This window comes from Kosakonia arachidis, from assembly GCF_900116535.1.
GTDB classification, from domain to species: domain Bacteria; phylum Pseudomonadota; class Gammaproteobacteria; order Enterobacterales; family Enterobacteriaceae; genus Kosakonia; species Kosakonia arachidis.
Genome location: NZ_FPAU01000009.1, coordinates 77,874 through 96,159, shown reverse-complemented (window position 1 = coordinate 96,159; position 18,286 = coordinate 77,874). Strand labels below are relative to the sequence as shown.

The window sequence follows — 18,286 nt, the reverse complement described above, 5'->3', positions numbered from 1 at the left end:
CTGCGCGCATGTTGACGCAGGCGCGCAGCCTGATGGCTGCTACTCACTGCGCGAAGAAAAACCATGCAGTGATGATGCGCCCATCGTGCACTTCATAAACCGCCATATTTTCGATGACCGATTCGCCAATGCCGTATATCTTTTCGTGATCGAACACCTTATTGCCCATCACCGTACGTGAGAGCAGCTCCGCGCGAAGTGCCGGGTTATTAAAACGGTGCCCGGCATAGAACGCGCGTAAGGCTTCCCGACCTTGCAACGATGGCACTGTGGAGGGCAAACGATAAGCGGTGAAATCTTCACTAAAGCAGGCGACGAATGCTTCAATATCATGGGCATTGTACGCGGCGAACTGTTGTTCTACGGGGCTTACGACAGACATTGGCTCTCCTTTGGGTTTTATGCTCTGGCCACGCGTGCAGCCACGTCTTGTATGGCATCCCGTGCGCTCTGGCTGATACCAGCAAGCTGGAAGAAGCCATGAATAACGCCAAGGTAGCGAGAACAGGTGCAGCTTACGCCCTGGTCCGTCATATGCTGGTACAACGCTTCCCCTTCATCGCACAGCGGATCGAACTCCGCTGTAATAATGTGTACCGGCGGCAGACCTGCGAAATCATCGCGCCACAGCGGGCTGACATCCGGCAGCAGGTGGTCAGTGTCACCAAGGTACATTTCATATCCTGACAGCAGTGCATCACGGGTTATTACATAATCAGAACCGTTAAAGGTATAACTGTCGAAGTAGGCCGTGGCATCCAGCATTGGATAGATCAACACCAGTTGCGCGGGTTGCCAGGCTACCGCCGCCTTCAATCGTAGCGCGGTGACCAACGCCAGATGCCCGCCTGCGCTGTCGCCCGCTAGCGTAATTCGTTGCGGATCAATGTTGAGGCGTTCGGCATTTTTCCATATCACCTCTGCCCCCTGTCGTGCATCATCGTGCGCGGCAGGCCAGCGATGTTCCGGCGCGAGCCGGTACTGCACGGCAATCACCCGACAGCCGCTGTACCACGCTAACTGGCGCAACTGCTTATCATGCGTGGCGAACCCGCCGCTGATAAAGCAGCCGCCGTGGTAATAAATCAGCGCAGGCAGTTTACCGTTGGCCTCCAACGGCGAAAACACGCGCAGCGTCACACCTTCAAGCGTAACGTCTTCAACCTGAACGCGGGTTTCCGTTTCCCCGGCAAGCGACGTACTGGCGATATAACCCGCGCGCCTTTCATCAATATTGCTGGCGCGCGCCGAGGGGCGCCCGGCGGCGATAAAGTCGCTCACCAACCCGGCAATGCCTTTTTCCAGTGCCATTACGTTCACCTTTATCTGTATAAATATCCAGTTTTATAGCCTGGTTTTTATCAAATGGGAACGGCTGATTTTAGGGAAAGCACAAATGTTGAAGGATGCTCGTAAAGCTGGTTTATCGCGTTTGAACCTGCTTTTTTGCCGAAAGTGGCGGTATGTTGTGCGACGAAATATGCTGGAATTATTAAAGTTTACGACAGATTACGGCGAGAAACGCTAAATTGTAGGAGGAGCAGAATAACAAGACTGACATGGAAACAATGGCAGGCCGGGTAAGCACAGCTTACCACGACCTGTCAGGATTATTCCCCTTCGCCCGGGAAGAGGAACGGGTTGATAGAACTACGGGCAAAACCTTCCTGCTCCATGCGGGCATCAAGCACCAGCGAAGCTAAATCATCGGCCACCGGTTCGACGTTCGGGTCTTTTTCCTGATACAGGATCTTCAGGTAAGTACCGCAGTCGCCGCAGCTTTCGGCTTTAATGGCTGCTTGCTCATTATCCAGAGACCAGTAGTGGAGATCGCGGGCCTGCTCGCAGTTGCTACATTTGACGCGCACCACGTGCCATTCGGTTTCGCACAGATTGCAGTGCAGGTAACGTAGCCCCTGCGTTGTGCCGATATGCACCACACTGGAAACCGGCATGGCACCGCACACCGGGCAGAACTGGCGCTGTTCACCGTATTCAGCACGGGCTTTTCCTGGAATCAGGCTGGCCATCTGTGCCCAGTAGAGCGACAGCGCGGCCCAGATAAACGGTGATTTATCGCTGCTCACAGCGGAGAAGTCAGCAGCAAACAGCGCGCTGGCCATCGTTTCTAGTTCTTGCGCGGAGGCCTTTTCAAGGTTCTCAATGACCGCCAGCGCCGGGCCGCTCATCTCCGGCTTCAGTTCGGCGATGAGCGAATGCAGCAGCTTGTGCCAGTGCGTATCACGCGGCAGCACGTGAATATCGAGTGGCGGTTTACCCTCTTCAGCGGCTTCTTTAATGCGCGCTGTCAGGTCGATTTGCAAGGGGTGGTCGTACAGCACCACTTCCTGGGCATGGGCGATAAGCGCAGCAAAACGCAGGTAATCACCCAGTGGGTTACTCTCTGCAAGTTCGCGCAAACGCTCTGCACGGCGGTTGTAGAGATTTTTCAGTCTGGGGAATAATAACGGCGGAATAACTCCCGCCGTGCGTTTATCGCTCTTCTCCAGCTCATCTTGCGGGATTATGCGAATACTCATTCAGTCGATTTTTCCGTTGTCTTGCGAACTTCCCGGTACCAGCGTGGGTGATGTTTCTTCGCCCACGCGCTGGTGACCCAGCCTTCCACCATTGCGGTTATGGTGCCTTTAACCCACAGGGCGGCGTAAATATGCACCATAATAACCACAATTAACGCGACTGCGGCAAATGAATGCACCATCAGCGCTAATCGGATTAGCGGAATGGGGAACGCTGGCGCGAAGTAAGGGCGCCAGATAACCACGCCGCTTACCAGTAACAACACCAGGAAAATAATCGCCGCCCAGAACACGCATTTCTGACCGAAGTTATATCGCCCGGTGTCGCCTACTTCCTCATTGACGACAATCTTACGAATATTCTTCGCCCAAAAGATATCATCCTTGTTGATGAGGTTATGGTGCCAGTAGCGGAAAAACATGATGATAAACGACGCAAACATGACCACGCCGATGAACGGATGGAGAATGCGCGCCAGTTGCGGCGTACCGAGAATCCCCATTAACCAATTGAAGGATGGGAAGAAAAACCCCAGCCCGCTCACCGCCGCCAGCACGAAGCAGAAGGCGGTGACCCAGTGGTTAATGCGCTCCGGTGCCGTGTAGCGCACGATGGTGTCACGTTTTTTCATTTGCGCACCTCGTCTTTCTTTTCATGCAGGTTATCGTCTTCCTCTTCTGCACGGTTCGGACCGACACCGACATAGTGGAAGATGCTGGCCGCGAAGGTCGCTGCAAAGCCGACCGCCGCAAGCGGTTTCCAGATGCCTTTCCAGAACTTCACGGTTGCACTGATCTGCGGGTTTTCCGGCAGGCCGTGATACAGATTCGGCTTGTCGGCGTGATGCAGCACGTACATCACATGTGTTCCGCCAACGCCAGCCGGATCGTACAGTCCGGCGTTATCGTAACCGCGGGTTTTCAACTCCGCGACACGTTCGCCTGCGAGGGTTTTCATATCCTCTTTGGAGCCAAAGTGGATAGCGCCGGTCGGACAAGTTTTCACGCATGCCGGTTCCTGGCCCACGGTGACACGGTCGACGCACAGCGTACATTTGTAGACACGGTTGTCTTCCGGGTTCAGTCGTGGCACATCGAACGGGCAGCCAGCAATGCAGTAACCGCAGCCGATGCACTGCTCAGACTGGAAATCGACAATGCCGTTGGCGTACTGAATGATAGCTCCTTCTGACGGGCATGCTTTCAGACAGCCAGGATCGGCGCAGTGCATGCAGCCATCTTTACGGATCAGCCACTCCAGTTTGTCGTTCTGCTCCACTTCCGAGAAGCGCATAACCGTCCAGGATTTCGCGGTCAGATCCGCCGGGTTGTCATACACCCCGACGTTATGTCCTACTTCATCACGGATGTCGTTCCACTCGGAACAGGCCACCTGACAGGCTTTACAGCCAATGCAGGTGGTGACGTCGATAAGTTTCGCCACTTCCTGCTGGTGATCCCGCGCCTCTGGCGCGGGTGTGAAGCCGTTAGTTGCGGAACGACGGATGATGTCTTGCGATTGATAAGCCATAAGTCGTCTCCGTTACACTTTTTCCACATTCACCAGGAACGCCTTGAACTCCGGCGTTTGGGTGTTCGCATCGCCGACGAACGGCGTTAACGTATTGGCGATAAAGCCTTTCTTCGCCACACCTTCGTAACCCCAGTGAATAGGAATACCGATGGTATCGACATCTTTGCCGTTTACTTTCAGTGTGCGGATACGCTTGGTCACCACCGCCTTGGCTTTAATATAGCCACGGTTGGAGGAGACACGAACCGTATCACCCTGAACGATGCCCAGCTTGCCCGCCAGCTTCTCACCGATCTCCACAAACTGTTCCGGCTGCGCAATAGCGTTAAGCAGTGCGTGCTTGGTCCAGAAGTGGAAGTGTTCGGTCAGACGGTAAGTGGTGCCGACATACGGGAATTTATCCGCTTTACCCATGGCTTCCATATCGTCTTTAAAGACACGGGCTGCCGGGTTGGACACGACGCCTGGGTGCAGCGGGTTCGTACCCAGCGGTGTTTCAAACGGCTCGTAGTGTTCCGGGAACGGCCCTTCCGCCATTTTATCAATAGCAAACAGGCGACCCATCCCTTCCGGCTGCATGATAAATGGCCCGACATCGCTACCTGGCGCGGCAGCGCTGTAGTCCGGAATATCCACGCCGCCCCATTTCGCACCGTCCCACTTCAGCAACTGACGCTTCGGATCCCACGGTTTACCCTGCGGATCGGCAGAAGCACGGTTGTAAAGAATGCGGCGATTAAGCGGCCATGCCCACGCCCAGCCCAGCGTATTGCCAAGACCTGAAGGATCGGCATTATCGCGACGTGCCATCTGGTTGCCGTCCGGTGTCCAGCTACCGGCGAAGATCCAGCAACCGCTGGAGGTAGTGCCGTCATCGCGCAGTTGGGCAAACGAGCTAAGCTGCTGGCCTTTTTTGACGAGCACCGCGCCCGTTGCCGGGTCGATAATGTCAGCCAGTGCTTTACCGTTGCTCTCCATCGCCACTTCTTCCGATGCCGGTTCATGCGGGGTGGAGTAGTTCCAGGTCATATTCAGCACTGGTTCCGGGCACGCACCGCCCTCTTCGGCATACATCTTACGCAGGCGCATAAAGATACCGGCGAGGATCTCGCCATCAGTCACAGCTTCGCCCGGGCCGTCAGCGCCTTTCCAGTGCCATTGCAGCCAGCGGCCGGAGTTCACAATCGAACCGTTCTCTTCGGCGAAGCAGGTTGAAGGCAGACGGAATACTTCGGTCTGGATTTTCGCCGGATCGACATCATTCGACTCGCCGTGGTTTTGCCAGAAGGTTGAGGTTTCGGTGTTCAGCGGATCGATGGTCACCAGGAATTTCAGCTTCGACAGCGAGGCCACAACCTTGTTCTTGTTCGGGAACGAGGCCACCGGGTTAAAGCCCTGGCATACATAGCCGTTCACCTGGCCTTTATACATCATGTCGAAGTACTGTAGAACGTCGTAACCTTTGTCCCACTTCGGCAACCAGTCAAAGCCCCAGCTATTTTCCGCTGTAGCTTTGTCGCCAAAGAAGGCTTTCATCATCGAAACGAAGAATTTCGGGTAATTACCCCAGTAGTTTACCTGGCCTTCCAGCAGCGGTTTCGGTGTGTTGGCGGCAAGATAGGTATGGAGATCGGCCTGTTTCTCACTCGGTAGTGTCATATAGCCCGGCAGGCTTTGTGACAGCAAACCAAGGTCCGTCAGCCCCTGAATATTGGAGTGACCGCGCAGGGCGTTTACACCGCCGCCAGCCATCCCCATGTTCCCCAGTAGTAACTGGATCATCGCCATGGTGCGAATGTTTTGCGCACCGACAGAGTGCTGTGTCCAGCCCAGCGCGTAGAGGAACGAGGCCGTTTTATCATGTACGCTGGTCTCGGCGATGTATTCGCACACCTTCAGGAAATCCGCTTTTGGCGTCCCGCAGATGTTTTCAACCACGTCCGGCGTATAGCGAGAAACGTGCTGTTTCAGCAAGTTCCATACACAGCGCGGATGGGTGAGCGTGGTATCGCGTTTGGCGAAGCCTTTCTCATCCAGTTCGTAGTTCCAGCTGGTTTTGTCGTATTTACGTTTATCCGCGTCATAGCCGGTGAACAGGCCATCTTCGAAGCCAAAGTCTTCCCGTACGATCAGGCTGGCGTTGGTATAGGCCTCGGTATATTCGCGGTTATATTTTTCGTTGGTCATCAGGTACAGCAACACGCCTGACAGAAAGGCAATGTCAGTACCGGAACGAATCGGTGTATAGAAATCCGCAACAGAGGCGGTACGCGTAAAGCGCGGATCGATAACAATCAGCTTCGCGCCATTATGGATCTTGGCTTCCATCGCCCAGCGGAATCCCACCGGATGTGCTTCAGCCGCGTTCCCACCCATCACAATGACAAGGTTGGCGTTCTTTATGTCGACCCAGTGGTTGGTCATCGCACCGCGACCAAATGTTGGAGCAAGACTTGCTACCGTTGGTCCGTGTCAGACACGCGCCTGGTTGTCGACGGCTAACATGCCGAGTGCGCGGGTGAATTTTTGCGTTAAATAGCCAGTTTCGTTGCTGGACGCGGATGCGCACAGCATCCCGGTGCTCAACCACCGGTTGACTGTGGTACCTGCGGCATTTTGCGCGATAAAGTTGGCATCGCGGTCGGCTTTAATCAGCTTCGCGATGCGGTCAAACGCATCGTCCCATGTGATGCGCTGCCATTTATCGGAACCTGGCGCACGGTATTCCGGGTATTTCAGGCGGCTTTCCGAGTGGATGAAATCCACCAGACCTGCGCCTTTCGGGCACAGCGCGCCACGGTTTACCGGATGATCCGGGTCACCCTCGATATGAAAGATTGACGCTTTGGCGTTCTTGGCACCGTCGCCGAGACTGTACATCAACAGCCCACAGCCGACGGAACAATATGTGCAGGTATTACGGGTTTCACGGGTGCGCAGCAGCTTATACTGCCGTGTTTCCGCAAGCGCGATATTGGGGGCAAAACCCAATGCCGCAGCCGTTGTTCCTGCCATACCGCCAGCGCAGATCTTAAAGAACTGCCTTCTGCTGACCTGCATGGTTTGCTCCTGGTTCGACATTACTCTTATCGTTTTTTCTTTGCGGTGGTTTTCGCAAAGGTTCAGAATTGCTGCTAATCCCTCATCCTGGGGGATTAGCAACGAAGATTACTACAATATAGGTAGATCAATTCTGCCGTAAGTTCTCAGAATCGCTGCTATTCCCTCTTTTCCCCAAGGGATATGCGCAAAGAATACCATATTGTTGGTAAGCTTGTTTGATAACGGTTAAGGCAAAGTGAACGATTTGCACCCTAAAAAGCACGAAAATGCAACATCAGTCACAGGGGCCCGCGAGGTTTCCCTGTGGAAACGCGCCGATTTACAGCAGACGCAGCCGGATATGCTGGCGGAAGAAGTTCCTGTCGCGCTGGTCTATAACGGTATCTCCCATGTGGTGATGATGGCCTCGCCAAAAGATCTCGAATGGTTCGCGATTGGCTTCTCCTTATCCGAAGGGATTATTGAACATCCGGCGGAAATTTACGGCATGGATGTGGTGCCTTCTTGTAACGGCCTCGAAGTGCAAATCGAACTCTCCAGCCGCCGTTTTATGGGATTAAAAGAGCGGCGCCGCGCGCTGGCTGGGCGAACCGGCTGCGGCGTGTGTGGCGTGGAGCAGCTCAACGATATCGGCAAGCCGATAGCGCCGCTGCCGTTCACGCAGCGCTTTGATTTGACGTTACTGGATAACGGACTGGCGCATTTAACCGATTTTCAGCCTGTCGGGCAGTTAACCGGTTGTACGCATGCGGCGGCGTGGATGTTGCCATCCGGCGAAGTGACAGGCGGTCATGAAGATGTAGGGCGGCATGTGGCACTGGATAAGCTGCTTGGTCATCGTGCGCGTGAAGGTGAAGCGTGGGAGCAAGGAGCGGTGCTGGTGTCCAGCCGTGCCAGCTATGAAATGGTGCAAAAATCGGCAATGTGTGGCGTTGAAATTCTGTTTGCAGTATCGGCGGCAACAACTCTGGCCGTGGAAGTGGCGGAACGCTGCAACCTGACACTGGTGGGTTTTTGTAAACCGGGCAGGGCGACGATCTATACCCATCCGCAGCGCTTAATTGTTAATCAGTAATTTTGAATAATGAGAACAAATCCTTCCGCTTTTTGTTGTGAGTGAACAGGTCTAGTATTTATTTCATCGAGGCGCATCGCCTCACTCCAACAAATTAACGTAAGGGTTTATATCATGAAAAGCATCAAAACTTTTGTCGCTGTTATCGCTCTGTCCGCTTCTTTCGGTTCTTTCGCTGCCCAGACTGTAAGCGTAACTGACTCCACGCTCAGCGGTGCAGAAGCACAAATTGCCGCTCAGGCTCATCAGGCAGGTGCTTCTTCTTATCACATTACTGAAGCTTACAACGGCAACCAGGTTCATATGACTGCTGAACTGACCAAATAAGTTGCAACACTGTCGAAAGAGCGCCTGCGGGCGCTTTTTTTTTATCTATACCCGCCATGCGCGCGGCGTGATATCCATCTGCTGTTGACGCAACAGGGTGCGTACCGCATTTCGCATCCGCAGGATTCTGTCGAGCATCTTATCGTCACGCAGGAGTGCGCGCTGGTAGGGCTAACCGAAGCGCCAGATGTGTTAGGTGAAGGAGATTACATCTGCTACCCAGCGGATCGGATCAGGAGCAAATTTTTAAATCGCTGGAACCGGATACGCAGGCGATTTTAGTGGCGGAACAGAATTAATCTTGCCATCCCCACCGTCTATGAAGGGGATGGATCAAGTTAGGCCAGGTGAAACACTTCTTTCAGTTCCGTGCTGACCGGGCTGTTATCCGGGTTGGCGGGTATCACGTCGCGTATATATTTCCACCAGCGCTGGCAAATTTCGGTGCTGGCGATCGCATTCCCGCGCTCTTCAGACTCAATTTCCACGGTAGCAAATAGCAGATGGCGCGCTTTATCGAGATAAATCGCGTAATGGTGCGCGCCACCCTCTTTCAGCGCGGCTTCCAGCTCCGGCCAGATAGGATTATGGCGGCGGGCATACTCTTCATGGGCCTCAGGATTAACCTGCATCACAAAGGCTTTACGGATCATAACGCCTCCAGATACAGCTCGCGGATTTCATCGCGGCTGGCGTTGCGCGGGTTGCACGGAGCGCATGGATCGGCCATGGCTTTATCCAGCCAGCCTTCGATATCCGCTTTGGTTATGCCAAGTTTGCTAAAACCGGAAGGAATGCCCACGCGCACGCTGAGGCGGCGAATCGCGTTGATGGCCTCCCTGCTGGCGGCTTCATCGCTCATCCCTTTGGTATCAACACTCATCGCCTGCGCAACACGGGCAAAACGGGAAACGGCATTTGGGCGGTTAAAGTTTTCGATGATCGGCAGCAGAATGGCGTTGCACACGCCGTGCGGCAGGTTGTGGGTCGCTCCCGGTTGATGCGCCAGCGCATGCACCAGGCCAAGACCGGCACTGTTAAATGCCATCCCGGCAAGATACTGGCCGTAAGCCATCTGCTCACGCGCTTCGAGGTTATGCCCGTCATCCACCGCTTTTGGCAGCCACAGGTTGATCAGGCGAATCGCTTCCAGCGCGTTGGCGTCGGTTAATGGATGCGCGCCAGCAGAAACATAGGCTTCTACCGCGTGCGTCAGCGCATCCATCCCGGTGGCGGCGGTTACCGACGCCGGAATTTCCAGCATCACACTGGCGTCATCCACGGCAATGTCGGGGATAATATTGGGGTCGATAATCACCTCTTTGACTTGTCGCGCCGAGTCGATGATCACGGCGTTACTGGTCATTTCCGCTGCAGTACCGGCCGTGGTATTGATCGCCACCAGCGGTACGCCGGGGTTTTTCACTTTGCCCACACCCGAGTAATCGGTGGATGACCCTGGGTTGGCGGTAAGGATTTTCACCGCTTTGGCGGTATCGATCGGGCTGCCGCCGCCGAAAGCGATGATGTAATCACAGGTGGCGTTCTGGTATGCGGTATACCCTTTTTGCACCAGTTCTTCTGTTGGGTTCGGGAACACTTTATCAAACAGGTGGTATGCCATGTTATGCGCGTTCAGTGCAGTAAACAGACTGTCCAGCAGGCCCAGTTTCACCAGTTGTCCATCGGTGACAATCAGCGCTTTACCCCACTGTTTGTTTGCCACCAGATTGACCATATCGCCGATCGCGCCTGCGCCATGCAGGCTGATTTTGGGTAGGACTAACATAAAGCTCATCGTGATTCTCCTTAATTTGCTGTGATTTTTCCGGCGGCAATACCCCATGTCGCCGCGGGAATTCTTATTGCTCAATGGCGTTGTGCTTACCGGGCCTGTATAGATCACTTTGATATCGCCTAACTCTTTGGCCGCCTCCTGCACGCCGGTGTTTGCTGCTTCAAAAAAGCTATTGCCTAAAGAGTTCGTTCCGTTTTTGTGCGGGACGCGATGTTGTTATTTGTACAAATCCAGTGCCGATTGCAGCGGAGTGACGCCAAAGCGTTTGCCCAGCGCAATCAGTTCTTGCTGATTAATGGTTTGCTTCATTCCGCCCATGGAATAGATTTTCACCAGCACTTCTGCAGACTTCTCGGCGGTGTCAATCAGGCCAAAGGTTTCGTCGAGCGTCGGGCCGCTGCCGAAAACGCCGTGGAATGGCCACAGCACCAGCGAATGTTTCTTCATTTCTTCGGCGGTCGCCTGGCCGATTTCATCGGTACCGGGCACCATCCATGGCAGAATGCCGACGCCATCCGGGAACACCACCAGGCATTCGGTGCTGCCTTCCCACAGTTTGCGAGTAATCAGATCGGACGTGTTTTCCAGCACATAAGTGAGCGCAATCAGGTTGGTGGCGTGGCAGTGCATGATCACGCGATCTTTTCCGCTGGTAACCTGGATACGCTGGCAGTGCGACTGGAAGTGAGCGGGCAGTTCCGAGGTCGGTACCGCCTCAGACGTCAATCCCCACAGAATGTGGTAGCCCGCGCCATCGCTGTCCACTTTCACCACACCTAAGTTCGCCGCCGGATCGAGCTGTACATTACGGAAGAATTTGCCGGAGCCAGTGACAATAAACGGTGTGTTCGCCAACTGAGGCATCGGCTGAGTCAGCGCGATATAGCGCGGTTTCTGGTGGTAGTCGGCTTCATACTGCGCAATATCTGCATCATCCAGGCGCAACGTCAGGTTGCCGCCGTTACGTTCGTCCCAGCCCTTCAGCCAGGCATCGGAGGTGGCTTTGATCATCCCCTGGACGAACCAGGAGTTAATAATGGTCTGCATAGTCTTTCTGTCCTGTTTAATGCCCGACATCTCTCGGGTCTCACGTAGGTCGGATAAAAGGCGCTGGCACCGTCATCCGGCATTTTTGCTAAACAACATTGATTACCGGGTGGCGCTGCGCTTATCCGGCCCACCCCCGGCTCCCGGTTTAACGACGTGTACGCAAAATCGTTTTTTCATACGCCCGCACGCTGTCCAGCCACTGGCTGCTGGCTGGCGTATCATGGCGCTGGCAATACATCTCCCATACGGCCTGCCACGGCAGGGATTTCTGCTCTTCCAGCAGCGCCAGGCGGGCGGTGTAGTCGCCGTCGGCTTCCAGTTTGCGCAGCGTTTCAACCGGCTCCAGTAGCGCGCGCAGTAGGGCTTTTTTCATGTTGCGGGTGCCGATGACCCATGCGGCGATGCGGTTGATCGAGGCGTCGAAGAAGTCGAGACCGATGTGCACGCGGTCGAACAGTTGGTGACGCACGATTTCACTGGCGATGGCCTGGGTTTCGTCATCCAGCAGTACCACGTGGTCGCTGTCCCAGCGCACCGGGCGGCTGACGTGCAGCAGCAGGCGCGGCACATAAAGCATGGCGGCAGAAATTTTGTCGGAGATCACCTCTGTCGGGTGAAAGTGACCTGCATCAAGGCAAAGCGCAGTCTGGCGGCTGGTGGCATAGCCCATATAAAATTCGTTGGAACCAACGGTGTAGCTCTCTGCGCCAATACCAAACAGCTTACTTTCGACGGCGTCGATATGGTGCGCCGGGTTGAGTTTTTCGCTGAGCGCTTCGTCCAGCGCATTGAGCAGACGCTGGCGTGGCGCCAGTCGGTCAACGGTGACATCTTTCATGCCGTCCGGGATCCAGATATTCATTACTGACGGTGTGCCGAGTTGTGCGCCGAAATATGCCGACACGCGACGGCTGGCTTTGACGTGGTCAATCCAGAACTGGCGGATTTCATTGTTAGCGTGGGAGAGCGTAAAACCGTCGGCGCTCAGCGGGTGGGAGAAGCAGGAAGGGTTAAAATCCAGCCCCAGTTTATTCGCTTTCGCCCACTGCACCCAATTCGTGAAGTGTTCCGGTTTGATTTCATCGCGGCCAACCGGACCGTCGGCTTCGAGGTAAATGGCGTGCAGGTTAAGGCGTTTCGGGCCGGGGATCAGGCTCAGCGCCTGCTCCAGATCGGCGCGCAACTCGCAGGCATTGCGCGCTTTGCCCGGGTAGTTGCCGGTGGCCTGGATGCCGCCTGTCAGGCTACCTTGCGGGTTCTCAAAACCAGCGACGTCATCGCCCTGCCAGCAGTGCATGGAAATCGGCAGGCAATCGAGCTGGCGCAGCGCCTCCTCGACATCAATCCCCATAGCGGCGAAGCGCTGTTTGGCAATTTCCCAGGTGTGTTCAAGTTGAGTGATCATGCGCAAAGCTCCTTTGTCTGTCGTTTTTGCTGAAAGCGCGCGACGTAACGGGCGATTTCATTGTCAGGATTAGGGATAAAAGTGATCAGGTTGTGGTTGCTCGCCACCACCTGACGGAAATCATCGACGTTGCTCAGTTCATCCAGCGTCATAAGCTGAATGCCGATATTGCCGAGCGTGGAGGCTTCTACCGGACCGGTCACTACCGGTAGTCCGCAGGCGTCGGCGCAGAGTTGATTCAGTAACTGGTTCTGGCAACCGCCACCGACGATATGCAGGTGGCTGAACGGCTTGCCGCGCAGAAAGGCCAGTTCGGCAAGGATGTCGGCATAGAGTAGGGCGAGGCTGTCGAAGATGCAGCGCGATAGTTCGGCAGCGTTCTGTGGTACGGGCTGACCCGCCTCCCGGCAGGCGGCCTGAAGTTCGGCGCTCATGTTCTGCGGGTTGATAAAACGATCGTCGTTCGGGTTGATAACAAAGCGGCAAGCCGCAAGCTGTTCGGTGGCGGCAATCAGCGTGGGCAGATCGCTTACCTGTTGCTCTTTCACTACCCGTTGCAGCAACCACAGCCCCATAATGTTTTTCAGCACGCGGTAGCGCCCTTCCGCACCGCCTTCGTTGGTGATATTGGCTGTCAGCGCATCATCGCTGGTGTAAGGTGTTTTGCTCTCAAAGCCCATTAATGACCAGGTGCCGGAGGACAAATAAGCTGCGTCTTTATCCGCCAGTGGCGAGGCGATCACCGCGCTGGCGGTATCGTGGCTGGCGACGGCGACCACCGGAATTGCATTGCTCCGCGGGCAAATCCAGTGACCAATCACATTGCCGGGATGTGTTGCGGTACCAAACCAGCCAGCCGGAACGCCCGCCCACGCCAGCAGCGAATCGTCCCAGTTATCGGTGTTGATATTGAGCAGTTGTGTGGTGGTAGCGTTGGTGTATTCCCAATTCAGTTGGCCAGTTAGACGGTAGCTAAAGTAATCGGGGATCAACAGCGCATGCGCGACCTGGTCAAGCAGTTCCGGCTGTTGCTCCGTTAGTGCGCGTAGCTGATACAGCGTGTTGAAAGGTAAAAACTGGATGCCGCTGCGGCGATAGATATCGGCTTTGCCGGGATTCTGCATGGCGAGCTGCATTACGCCGTCGGTGCGATCGTCCCGGTAAGCAATCGGCAGACCGACGCGCTGGCCTTCGCGGTTAATCAGAATGTAATCGACGCCCCAGGTATCGATGCCGATGCTGTCGGGTTGAATACCTTCTTCGCAGACCTTTAGCAGACCGAGGCGAATGTCGCTTTCCAGGCTGTCGATATCCCAGCAATCAAAGCCGTCCACTTTTCGCAGACAGTTACTAAAACGGTGGATTTCGCGAAGCGAAAGGATGCGCTGCTGGCTGTCATAACGCGCCAGCATGACACGTCCGCTTGAGGCGCCTAAATCAACTGCGACACAGTGGCGAAAAGTCATGATTGGGGTCCTTCTTAGAGTCATTGCGGACAGTCTAAAAAAGAGGGGTAAGGCGTACCTTCTTGCTACTGACAACCGCCAATTACCGCTGGCAAGAAAGCAAAGGTGAACGTGAGGAAGTTCACAGTTTCCAATCATGGCGGGGATTTAAGCCATTGTGACCGTTGCCGCATTTCCCGATCTTTCCGGGCGTTTCTTGAAAAAACGGCAGCCTATGCGCGAAAAGCAGTCGAAAATTTAAGGTGAGGCTGATAACCCTTAATTACTATTTTGAGAAAATTTCTCATTGGTAGGGCAATCATGACCGTACTTCATAGCGTGGATTTTTTCCCAGCAGATCAATCACCTGTTGCCATCGAACCCCGGCTTCCCCAGGCGGCTTTCCCTGAGCATCACCATGATTTTCATGAAATTGTGATCGTTGAACACGGTACCGGGATCCACGTTTTTAATGGCCAGCCTTTCACCATCAGCGGCGGTACCGTCTGTTTTGTCCGTGACCATGACCGACACTTATATGAACATACCGATAACCTGTGCCTGACCAATGTGTTGTATCGTTCGCCGGAGTCTTTCCAGTTCCTTGCCGGTTTGCACCAGTTACTGCCGCAGGAGCAGGATGACCACTATCCGTCGCACTGGCGGGTGAGTCAGCAGACGCTGGCGCAGGTTCGGGTGGTTATCGGGCAGCTGGAAGCGCTGGATCCAGAAATGGATACCCATGGTATTGCGAACCGCGAGATTCTGTTTATGCAATTGCTGGTGATGCTGTGTAAAGGGAGCCAGCAGGAGGGAGTCGTCAGCAACGATGCCCGTCTTAATCAGCTGATGCTGTGGCTGGAAGATCACTATGCCGAAGATATCTGTTGGGAAATGCTGGCCGACCAGTTCATGCTCTCTTTGCGTACGCTGCATCGCCAGTTGAAGTATTCAACTGGCCTAACGCCGCAGCGCTATCTCAACCGATTAAGGCTGACCAAAGCACGGCACCTGTTACGCCATAGTGATAAGAGCGTAACCGATATCGCTTTCCGTTGCGGATTTAGCGACAGCAATCACTTCTCAACCCTGTTTCGCCGGGAATTCAACTGGTCGCCCCGAGAGATCCGTCAGGGGCGCGATATGCAGCTTCAGTAACGCGAAGGTTGTCACCGATTTGTTGCCGAAGATCCGCTAATAATTTCAGGTTGTTCAAGGCAGAGGTGAGTGTGTGGCTGGCCAATTGATTCTTCGCAAAACGGATTTCTTTCCCCGTGCCGGACAAACGGTAGCGGTGGCCGATCGCTATCCACAAAATGTTTTTGCTGAACACTCCCATGAATTTTGCGAACTGGTGATGGTGTGGCGCGGTAACGGCCTGCATGTGCTGAATGACCGCCCTTACCGTATCACCCGCGGCGACCTGTTCTATATCCGCGCCGAAGATTGCCACTCTTACGCCTCGGTCAACGATCTGGTGTTGCAAAATATCATCTACTGTCCGGATCGATTGACGCTCAATCTCGACTGGGCGGCGCATATTCCCGGCCTTAACGGCGTGGCAAGAACGCCGCACTGGCGGATTGGCAGCACCGGCATGACGCAAGCGCGGCAGGTGATTGCGCAGTTGGAGCATGAGAGCGGCAAAGCCGATCCGCTGGCAAATATGATGGCGGAAACGCTGTTTGCCCAACTGGTGATGACGCTTAAACGCCACCGTTTTGCTACCGATAACCTTGCGGCGACGCACAGTGAGACACTGCTCGATAAGCTGATTACCGCGCTCTCCGGCAGTCTGAATCGTAGCTTTGCGCTGGAGCAATTTTGCGAGCAGGAGCAGTGCAGCGAGCGAGCGCTGCGTCAGCAATTCCGTACCCAGACCGGGATGACCATCAACCACTATCTGCGCCAGTTGCGCATCTGTCATGCGCAGTATTTGCTCCAGCATTCCGAGCAGATGATCGGCGAAATCGCCATGCAGTGCGGGTTTGAGGACAGTAACTACTTTTCGGTGGTGTTTAGCCGGGAAGTGGGAATGACGCCAGGTCAGTGGCGTCATCGTAGCCGGGTTGCTGCCTGATTAGCTCGCCATGCCGAGTCCGACGATATTGGCGGCGACAATGATCACCACGCAACCGAGGCTCAGTACGCTTACCGGCTGACGTCCGGCGTTCTTCCACTCTTTCAGGATCAGCCCGACAATGCCGCCGCATAGCACATAGAAGCTCATGTGCAACATCCAACTGATGTAGTCATACTGCGCCGGAATGCGGGCATGGCCCCAGGCGTAAAAGAAGAATTGCAGATACCACATCAAACCGCCCAGCGCCGAAAGCAGAATATTGCTGATGATCAGCGGTCTTGCCAGTGAGAAGTCGGCTTTTACCGACAAGTTTTTCAGTTTTGCCAGACGAATGAAGCAGAAGCCGAGGTTAATCAGCGCACCGCCGCCCATGATCACCACATAACTTGGCAAGGCGGTGTAGAGCGGATCGATACCCAGCGCCGCAGCGGCTTCGTGCATCGGTTTAGCTGCGTTCATGGCAAAGGACATGCCGGCGGAGAACACGCCGCACATCACCGCCAGGATCAGCCCTTTTTTCAGGTTGAACTCCTCGGCTTTAATGCCCATTTTGCGCTCTTTCAGTTGGCCTGCGCGGGTTACAATTCCGACACCGATCAGTGCGACCAGTACGCCAAGCAGCGTCATTCGACCGCCATTGGTGTTGATCAGAACGTCAAAATTACCGTTGATAATCGGTGTCATTAGCGTCCCGACAATCAACGTAATACCAATGGCGATGCCAATGCCCATCGACATGCCGAGGTAGCGCATGGTGAGGCCGTAGTTGATGTTACCGATGCCCCACATTGCGCCGAAGAGAAAGACCGGGAGCAGGGTGGAGGCGCTGAACGAACTGTAATAGGCCCAAAAATCAGGAAGTAACAGTGCACTAATGGTCCAGGGGAGAATCAACCAGGAGACGATGCCGCCGATTGACCACATGGTTTCCCATGACCAATTTTTAACCTTCTTGAACGGAGCATAGAAACAGGCTGCACTGGCCGCACCTATCAAATGCCAAAGAATACCCATCGTAATCGCGTTACTCATTTTCTCATCCTCTTTGTTTTTATCGTCGGGATACGAGCAGCCGACCTGATGAGTGTAAAAATCAGCCAGGAGATTAACCTTGAGGCTTTTGCCGCGATAGATGGCGAGTTGGCAATGAGCGCGTGATGGAGGTGGGCAGCTTCACAATTTCAATAACATAACTAAAAGTTATAACCTTATTAAAACTACGGCATTGATAAACATTTTCAATATCATTTAATTAACTATAATGATCCGACTGCTTACGCGGCGTTAACATATATGCCGCCAGACAATAATGGAGATGAAAATGAGCTATACACTGCCCGCTCTGCCGTACGCGTATGATGCCCTTGAGCCTCATTTCGACAAGCAGACGATGGAAATCCATCACACTAAACATCACCAGACTTACGTAAACAACGCGAATGCCGCGCTGGAAAGCCTGCCGGAGTTCGCCAGCCTGTCAGCTGAAGAATTGATCACCAAACTGGATCAACTGCCGGCGGACAAAAAAACCGTTCTGCGTAACAACGCAGGCGGTCATGCTAACCACAGCCTGTTCTGGAAAGGCCTGAAAAAAGGCACCACCCTGCAGGGCGACCTGAAAGCGGCTATCGAGCGTGATTTCGGTTCCGTAGACAACTTCAAAGCTGAATTCGAAAAAGCAGCGGCCACGCGTTTTGGTTCCGGCTGGGCCTGGCTGGTGCTGAAAGGCGACAAACTGGCTGTGGTTTCTACCGCTAACCAGGATTCCCCGCTGATGGGTGAAGCGATCTCTGGCGCTTCCGGTTTCCCGATCGTGGGCCTGGATGTGTGGGAACACGCTTATTACCTGAAATTCCAGAACCGCCGCCCGGACTACATCAAAGAGTTCTGGAACGTGGTGAACTGGGACGAAGCAGCGGCACGTTTCGCAGCGAAAAAATAAGTTTGATTTCCCCCTCTCACTAGC

The 18,286-nt window shown here is 54.5% G+C and carries 17 protein-coding genes and 1 pseudogene; 6 read left to right on the top strand and 12 right to left on the bottom strand.

All coding sequences use genetic code 11. The features are described from left to right. Nucleotides 1–43: 43 nt before the first annotated feature. From BM427_RS22605 to fdnG, 6 genes are all read right to left on the bottom strand, one after another. Nucleotides 44–382, bottom strand: a complete 339-nt coding sequence (locus BM427_RS22605) for a nuclear transport factor 2 family protein (protein WP_090126215.1) — start codon at nt 380–382, stop codon at nt 44–46. 17 nt (nt 383–399) lie between these two features. Then, nucleotides 400–1,311: an alpha/beta hydrolase gene (locus BM427_RS22600; RefSeq protein WP_090126210.1), complete on the bottom strand. Its 912-nt coding sequence runs from the start codon at nt 1,309–1,311 to the stop codon at nt 400–402. Nucleotides 1,312–1,610: 299 nt separating this feature from the next. Further along, complete coding sequence (gene fdhE, locus BM427_RS22590; protein ID WP_090126202.1) at nt 1,611–2,540, bottom strand: formate dehydrogenase accessory protein FdhE; 930 nt, start codon at nt 2,538–2,540, stop codon at nt 1,611–1,613. After that, nucleotides 2,537–3,172, bottom strand: a complete 636-nt coding sequence (fdoI, locus tag BM427_RS22585; RefSeq protein ID WP_090126199.1) for a formate dehydrogenase cytochrome b556 subunit — start codon at nt 3,170–3,172, stop codon at nt 2,537–2,539. The genes fdhE and fdoI overlap by 4 nt, the downstream gene beginning before the upstream one ends. Continuing rightward, complete coding sequence (gene fdxH, locus BM427_RS22580; protein ID WP_090126196.1) at nt 3,169–4,071, bottom strand: formate dehydrogenase subunit beta; 903 nt, start codon at nt 4,069–4,071, stop codon at nt 3,169–3,171. The genes fdoI and fdxH overlap by 4 nt, the downstream gene beginning before the upstream one ends. 12 nt (nt 4,072–4,083) lie before the next feature. After that, nucleotides 4,084–7,134, bottom strand: a complete 3,051-nt coding sequence (gene fdnG, locus BM427_RS22575; RefSeq protein ID WP_139234448.1) for a formate dehydrogenase-N subunit alpha — start codon at nt 7,132–7,134, stop codon at nt 4,084–4,086. 238 nt (nt 7,135–7,372) lie between these two features. Here fdnG and fdhD point away from each other — a divergent pair, with 238 nt between their 5' ends. The 3 genes and pseudogenes from fdhD to BM427_RS22555 all read left to right on the top strand — a co-directional run. Beyond that, on the top strand, nt 7,373–8,212 hold the full coding sequence (fdhD, locus tag BM427_RS22565; RefSeq protein ID WP_090126190.1) for a formate dehydrogenase accessory sulfurtransferase FdhD: 840 nt from the start codon (nt 7,373–7,375) through the stop codon (nt 8,210–8,212). A gap of 114 nt (nt 8,213–8,326) precedes the next feature. Beyond that, nucleotides 8,327–8,539, top strand: coding sequence for a YdgH/BhsA/McbA-like domain containing protein (locus BM427_RS22560; RefSeq protein WP_090120483.1), 213 nt, complete (start codon nt 8,327–8,329; stop codon nt 8,537–8,539). 51 nt (nt 8,540–8,590) lie between these two features. Then, nucleotides 8,591–8,838: pseudogene (locus tag BM427_RS22555) on the top strand (transcriptional regulator); the annotation flags it as partial. Between the two features lie 39 nt (nt 8,839–8,877). Here the strand turns inward: BM427_RS22555 and rhaM are convergent. From rhaM to rhaB, 5 genes are all read right to left on the bottom strand, one after another. Then, nucleotides 8,878–9,192, bottom strand: coding sequence for an L-rhamnose mutarotase (gene rhaM, locus BM427_RS22550; RefSeq protein ID WP_090126186.1), 315 nt, complete (start codon nt 9,190–9,192; stop codon nt 8,878–8,880). Next, nucleotides 9,189–10,337, bottom strand: a complete 1,149-nt coding sequence (fucO, locus tag BM427_RS22545) for a lactaldehyde reductase (protein ID WP_090126183.1) — start codon at nt 10,335–10,337, stop codon at nt 9,189–9,191. Before fucO ends, rhaM begins: the two co-directional genes overlap by 4 nt. 216 nt (nt 10,338–10,553) lie before the next feature. Then, a complete protein-coding gene (gene rhaD / locus BM427_RS22540) occupies nt 10,554–11,384 on the bottom strand; it encodes a rhamnulose-1-phosphate aldolase (protein ID WP_090126179.1) in 831 nt (276 codons plus the stop codon). Nucleotides 11,385–11,532: 148 nt separating this feature from the next. Continuing rightward, entirely contained in the window at nt 11,533–12,792 is a 1,260-nt protein-coding gene (gene rhaA / locus BM427_RS22535) for an L-rhamnose isomerase (RefSeq protein WP_090126176.1), read from the bottom strand. Beyond that, on the bottom strand, nt 12,789–14,258 hold the full coding sequence (gene rhaB / locus BM427_RS22530) for a rhamnulokinase (RefSeq protein WP_090126173.1): 1,470 nt from the start codon (nt 14,256–14,258) through the stop codon (nt 12,789–12,791). Before rhaB ends, rhaA begins: the two co-directional genes overlap by 4 nt. A gap of 300 nt (nt 14,259–14,558) precedes the next feature. On the opposite strand from rhaB, the gene rhaS reads away from it, so the two are divergent. Together rhaS and rhaR are read left to right on the top strand one after the other, a co-directional pair. Beyond that, nucleotides 14,559–15,395, top strand: coding sequence for an HTH-type transcriptional activator RhaS (gene rhaS, locus BM427_RS22525; RefSeq protein ID WP_090126170.1), 837 nt, complete (start codon nt 14,559–14,561; stop codon nt 15,393–15,395). A gap of 73 nt (nt 15,396–15,468) precedes the next feature. Next, entirely contained in the window at nt 15,469–16,317 is an 849-nt protein-coding gene (gene rhaR, locus BM427_RS22520) for an HTH-type transcriptional activator RhaR (protein ID WP_090126168.1), read from the top strand. Here the strand turns inward: rhaR and rhaT are convergent, their stop codons facing one another. After that, nucleotides 16,318–17,352, bottom strand: a complete 1,035-nt coding sequence (rhaT, locus tag BM427_RS22515; RefSeq protein ID WP_090126166.1) for an L-rhamnose/proton symporter RhaT — start codon at nt 17,350–17,352, stop codon at nt 16,318–16,320. A 289-nt stretch (nt 17,353–17,641) separates the two neighbouring features. Here rhaT and sodA point away from each other — a divergent pair, with 289 nt between their 5' ends. After that, nucleotides 17,642–18,262, top strand: coding sequence for a superoxide dismutase [Mn] (gene sodA / locus BM427_RS22505; RefSeq protein WP_043955942.1), 621 nt, complete (start codon nt 17,642–17,644; stop codon nt 18,260–18,262). The last annotated feature ends 24 nt before the right edge of the window (nt 18,263–18,286 follow it).

Excerpts from the sequence above, each read along its gene's own strand:
- BM427_RS22605 (WP_090126215.1), bottom strand. The coding sequence starts at position 382 with ATGTCTGTCGTAAGCCCCGTAGAACAACAGTTCGCCGCGTACAATGCC.
- BM427_RS22600 (WP_090126210.1), bottom strand. The coding sequence starts at position 1,311 with ATGGCACTGGAAAAAGGCATTGCCGGGTTGGTGAGCGACTTTATCGCC.
- fdhE (WP_090126202.1), bottom strand. The coding sequence starts at position 2,540 with ATGAGTATTCGCATAATCCCGCAAGATGAGCTGGAGAAGAGCGATAAA.
- fdoI (WP_090126199.1), bottom strand. The coding sequence starts at position 3,172 with ATGAAAAAACGTGACACCATCGTGCGCTACACGGCACCGGAGCGCATT.
- fdxH (WP_090126196.1), bottom strand. The coding sequence starts at position 4,071 with ATGGCTTATCAATCGCAAGACATCATCCGTCGTTCCGCAACTAACGGC.
- BM427_RS22560 (WP_090120483.1), top strand. The coding sequence starts at position 8,327 with ATGAAAAGCATCAAAACTTTTGTCGCTGTTATCGCTCTGTCCGCTTCT.
- rhaM (WP_090126186.1), bottom strand. The coding sequence starts at position 9,192 with ATGATCCGTAAAGCCTTTGTGATGCAGGTTAATCCTGAGGCCCATGAA.
- fucO (WP_090126183.1), bottom strand. The coding sequence starts at position 10,337 with ATGAGCTTTATGTTAGTCCTACCCAAAATCAGCCTGCATGGCGCAGGC.
- rhaD (WP_090126179.1), bottom strand. The coding sequence starts at position 11,384 with ATGCAGACCATTATTAACTCCTGGTTCGTCCAGGGGATGATCAAAGCC.
- rhaA (WP_090126176.1), bottom strand. The coding sequence starts at position 12,792 with ATGATCACTCAACTTGAACACACCTGGGAAATTGCCAAACAGCGCTTC.
- rhaB (WP_090126173.1), bottom strand. The coding sequence starts at position 14,258 with ATGACTTTTCGCCACTGTGTCGCAGTTGATTTAGGCGCCTCAAGCGGA.
- rhaS (WP_090126170.1), top strand. The coding sequence starts at position 14,559 with ATGACCGTACTTCATAGCGTGGATTTTTTCCCAGCAGATCAATCACCT.
- rhaT (WP_090126166.1), bottom strand. The coding sequence starts at position 17,352 with ATGAGTAACGCGATTACGATGGGTATTCTTTGGCATTTGATAGGTGCG.
- sodA (WP_043955942.1), top strand. The coding sequence starts at position 17,642 with ATGAGCTATACACTGCCCGCTCTGCCGTACGCGTATGATGCCCTTGAG.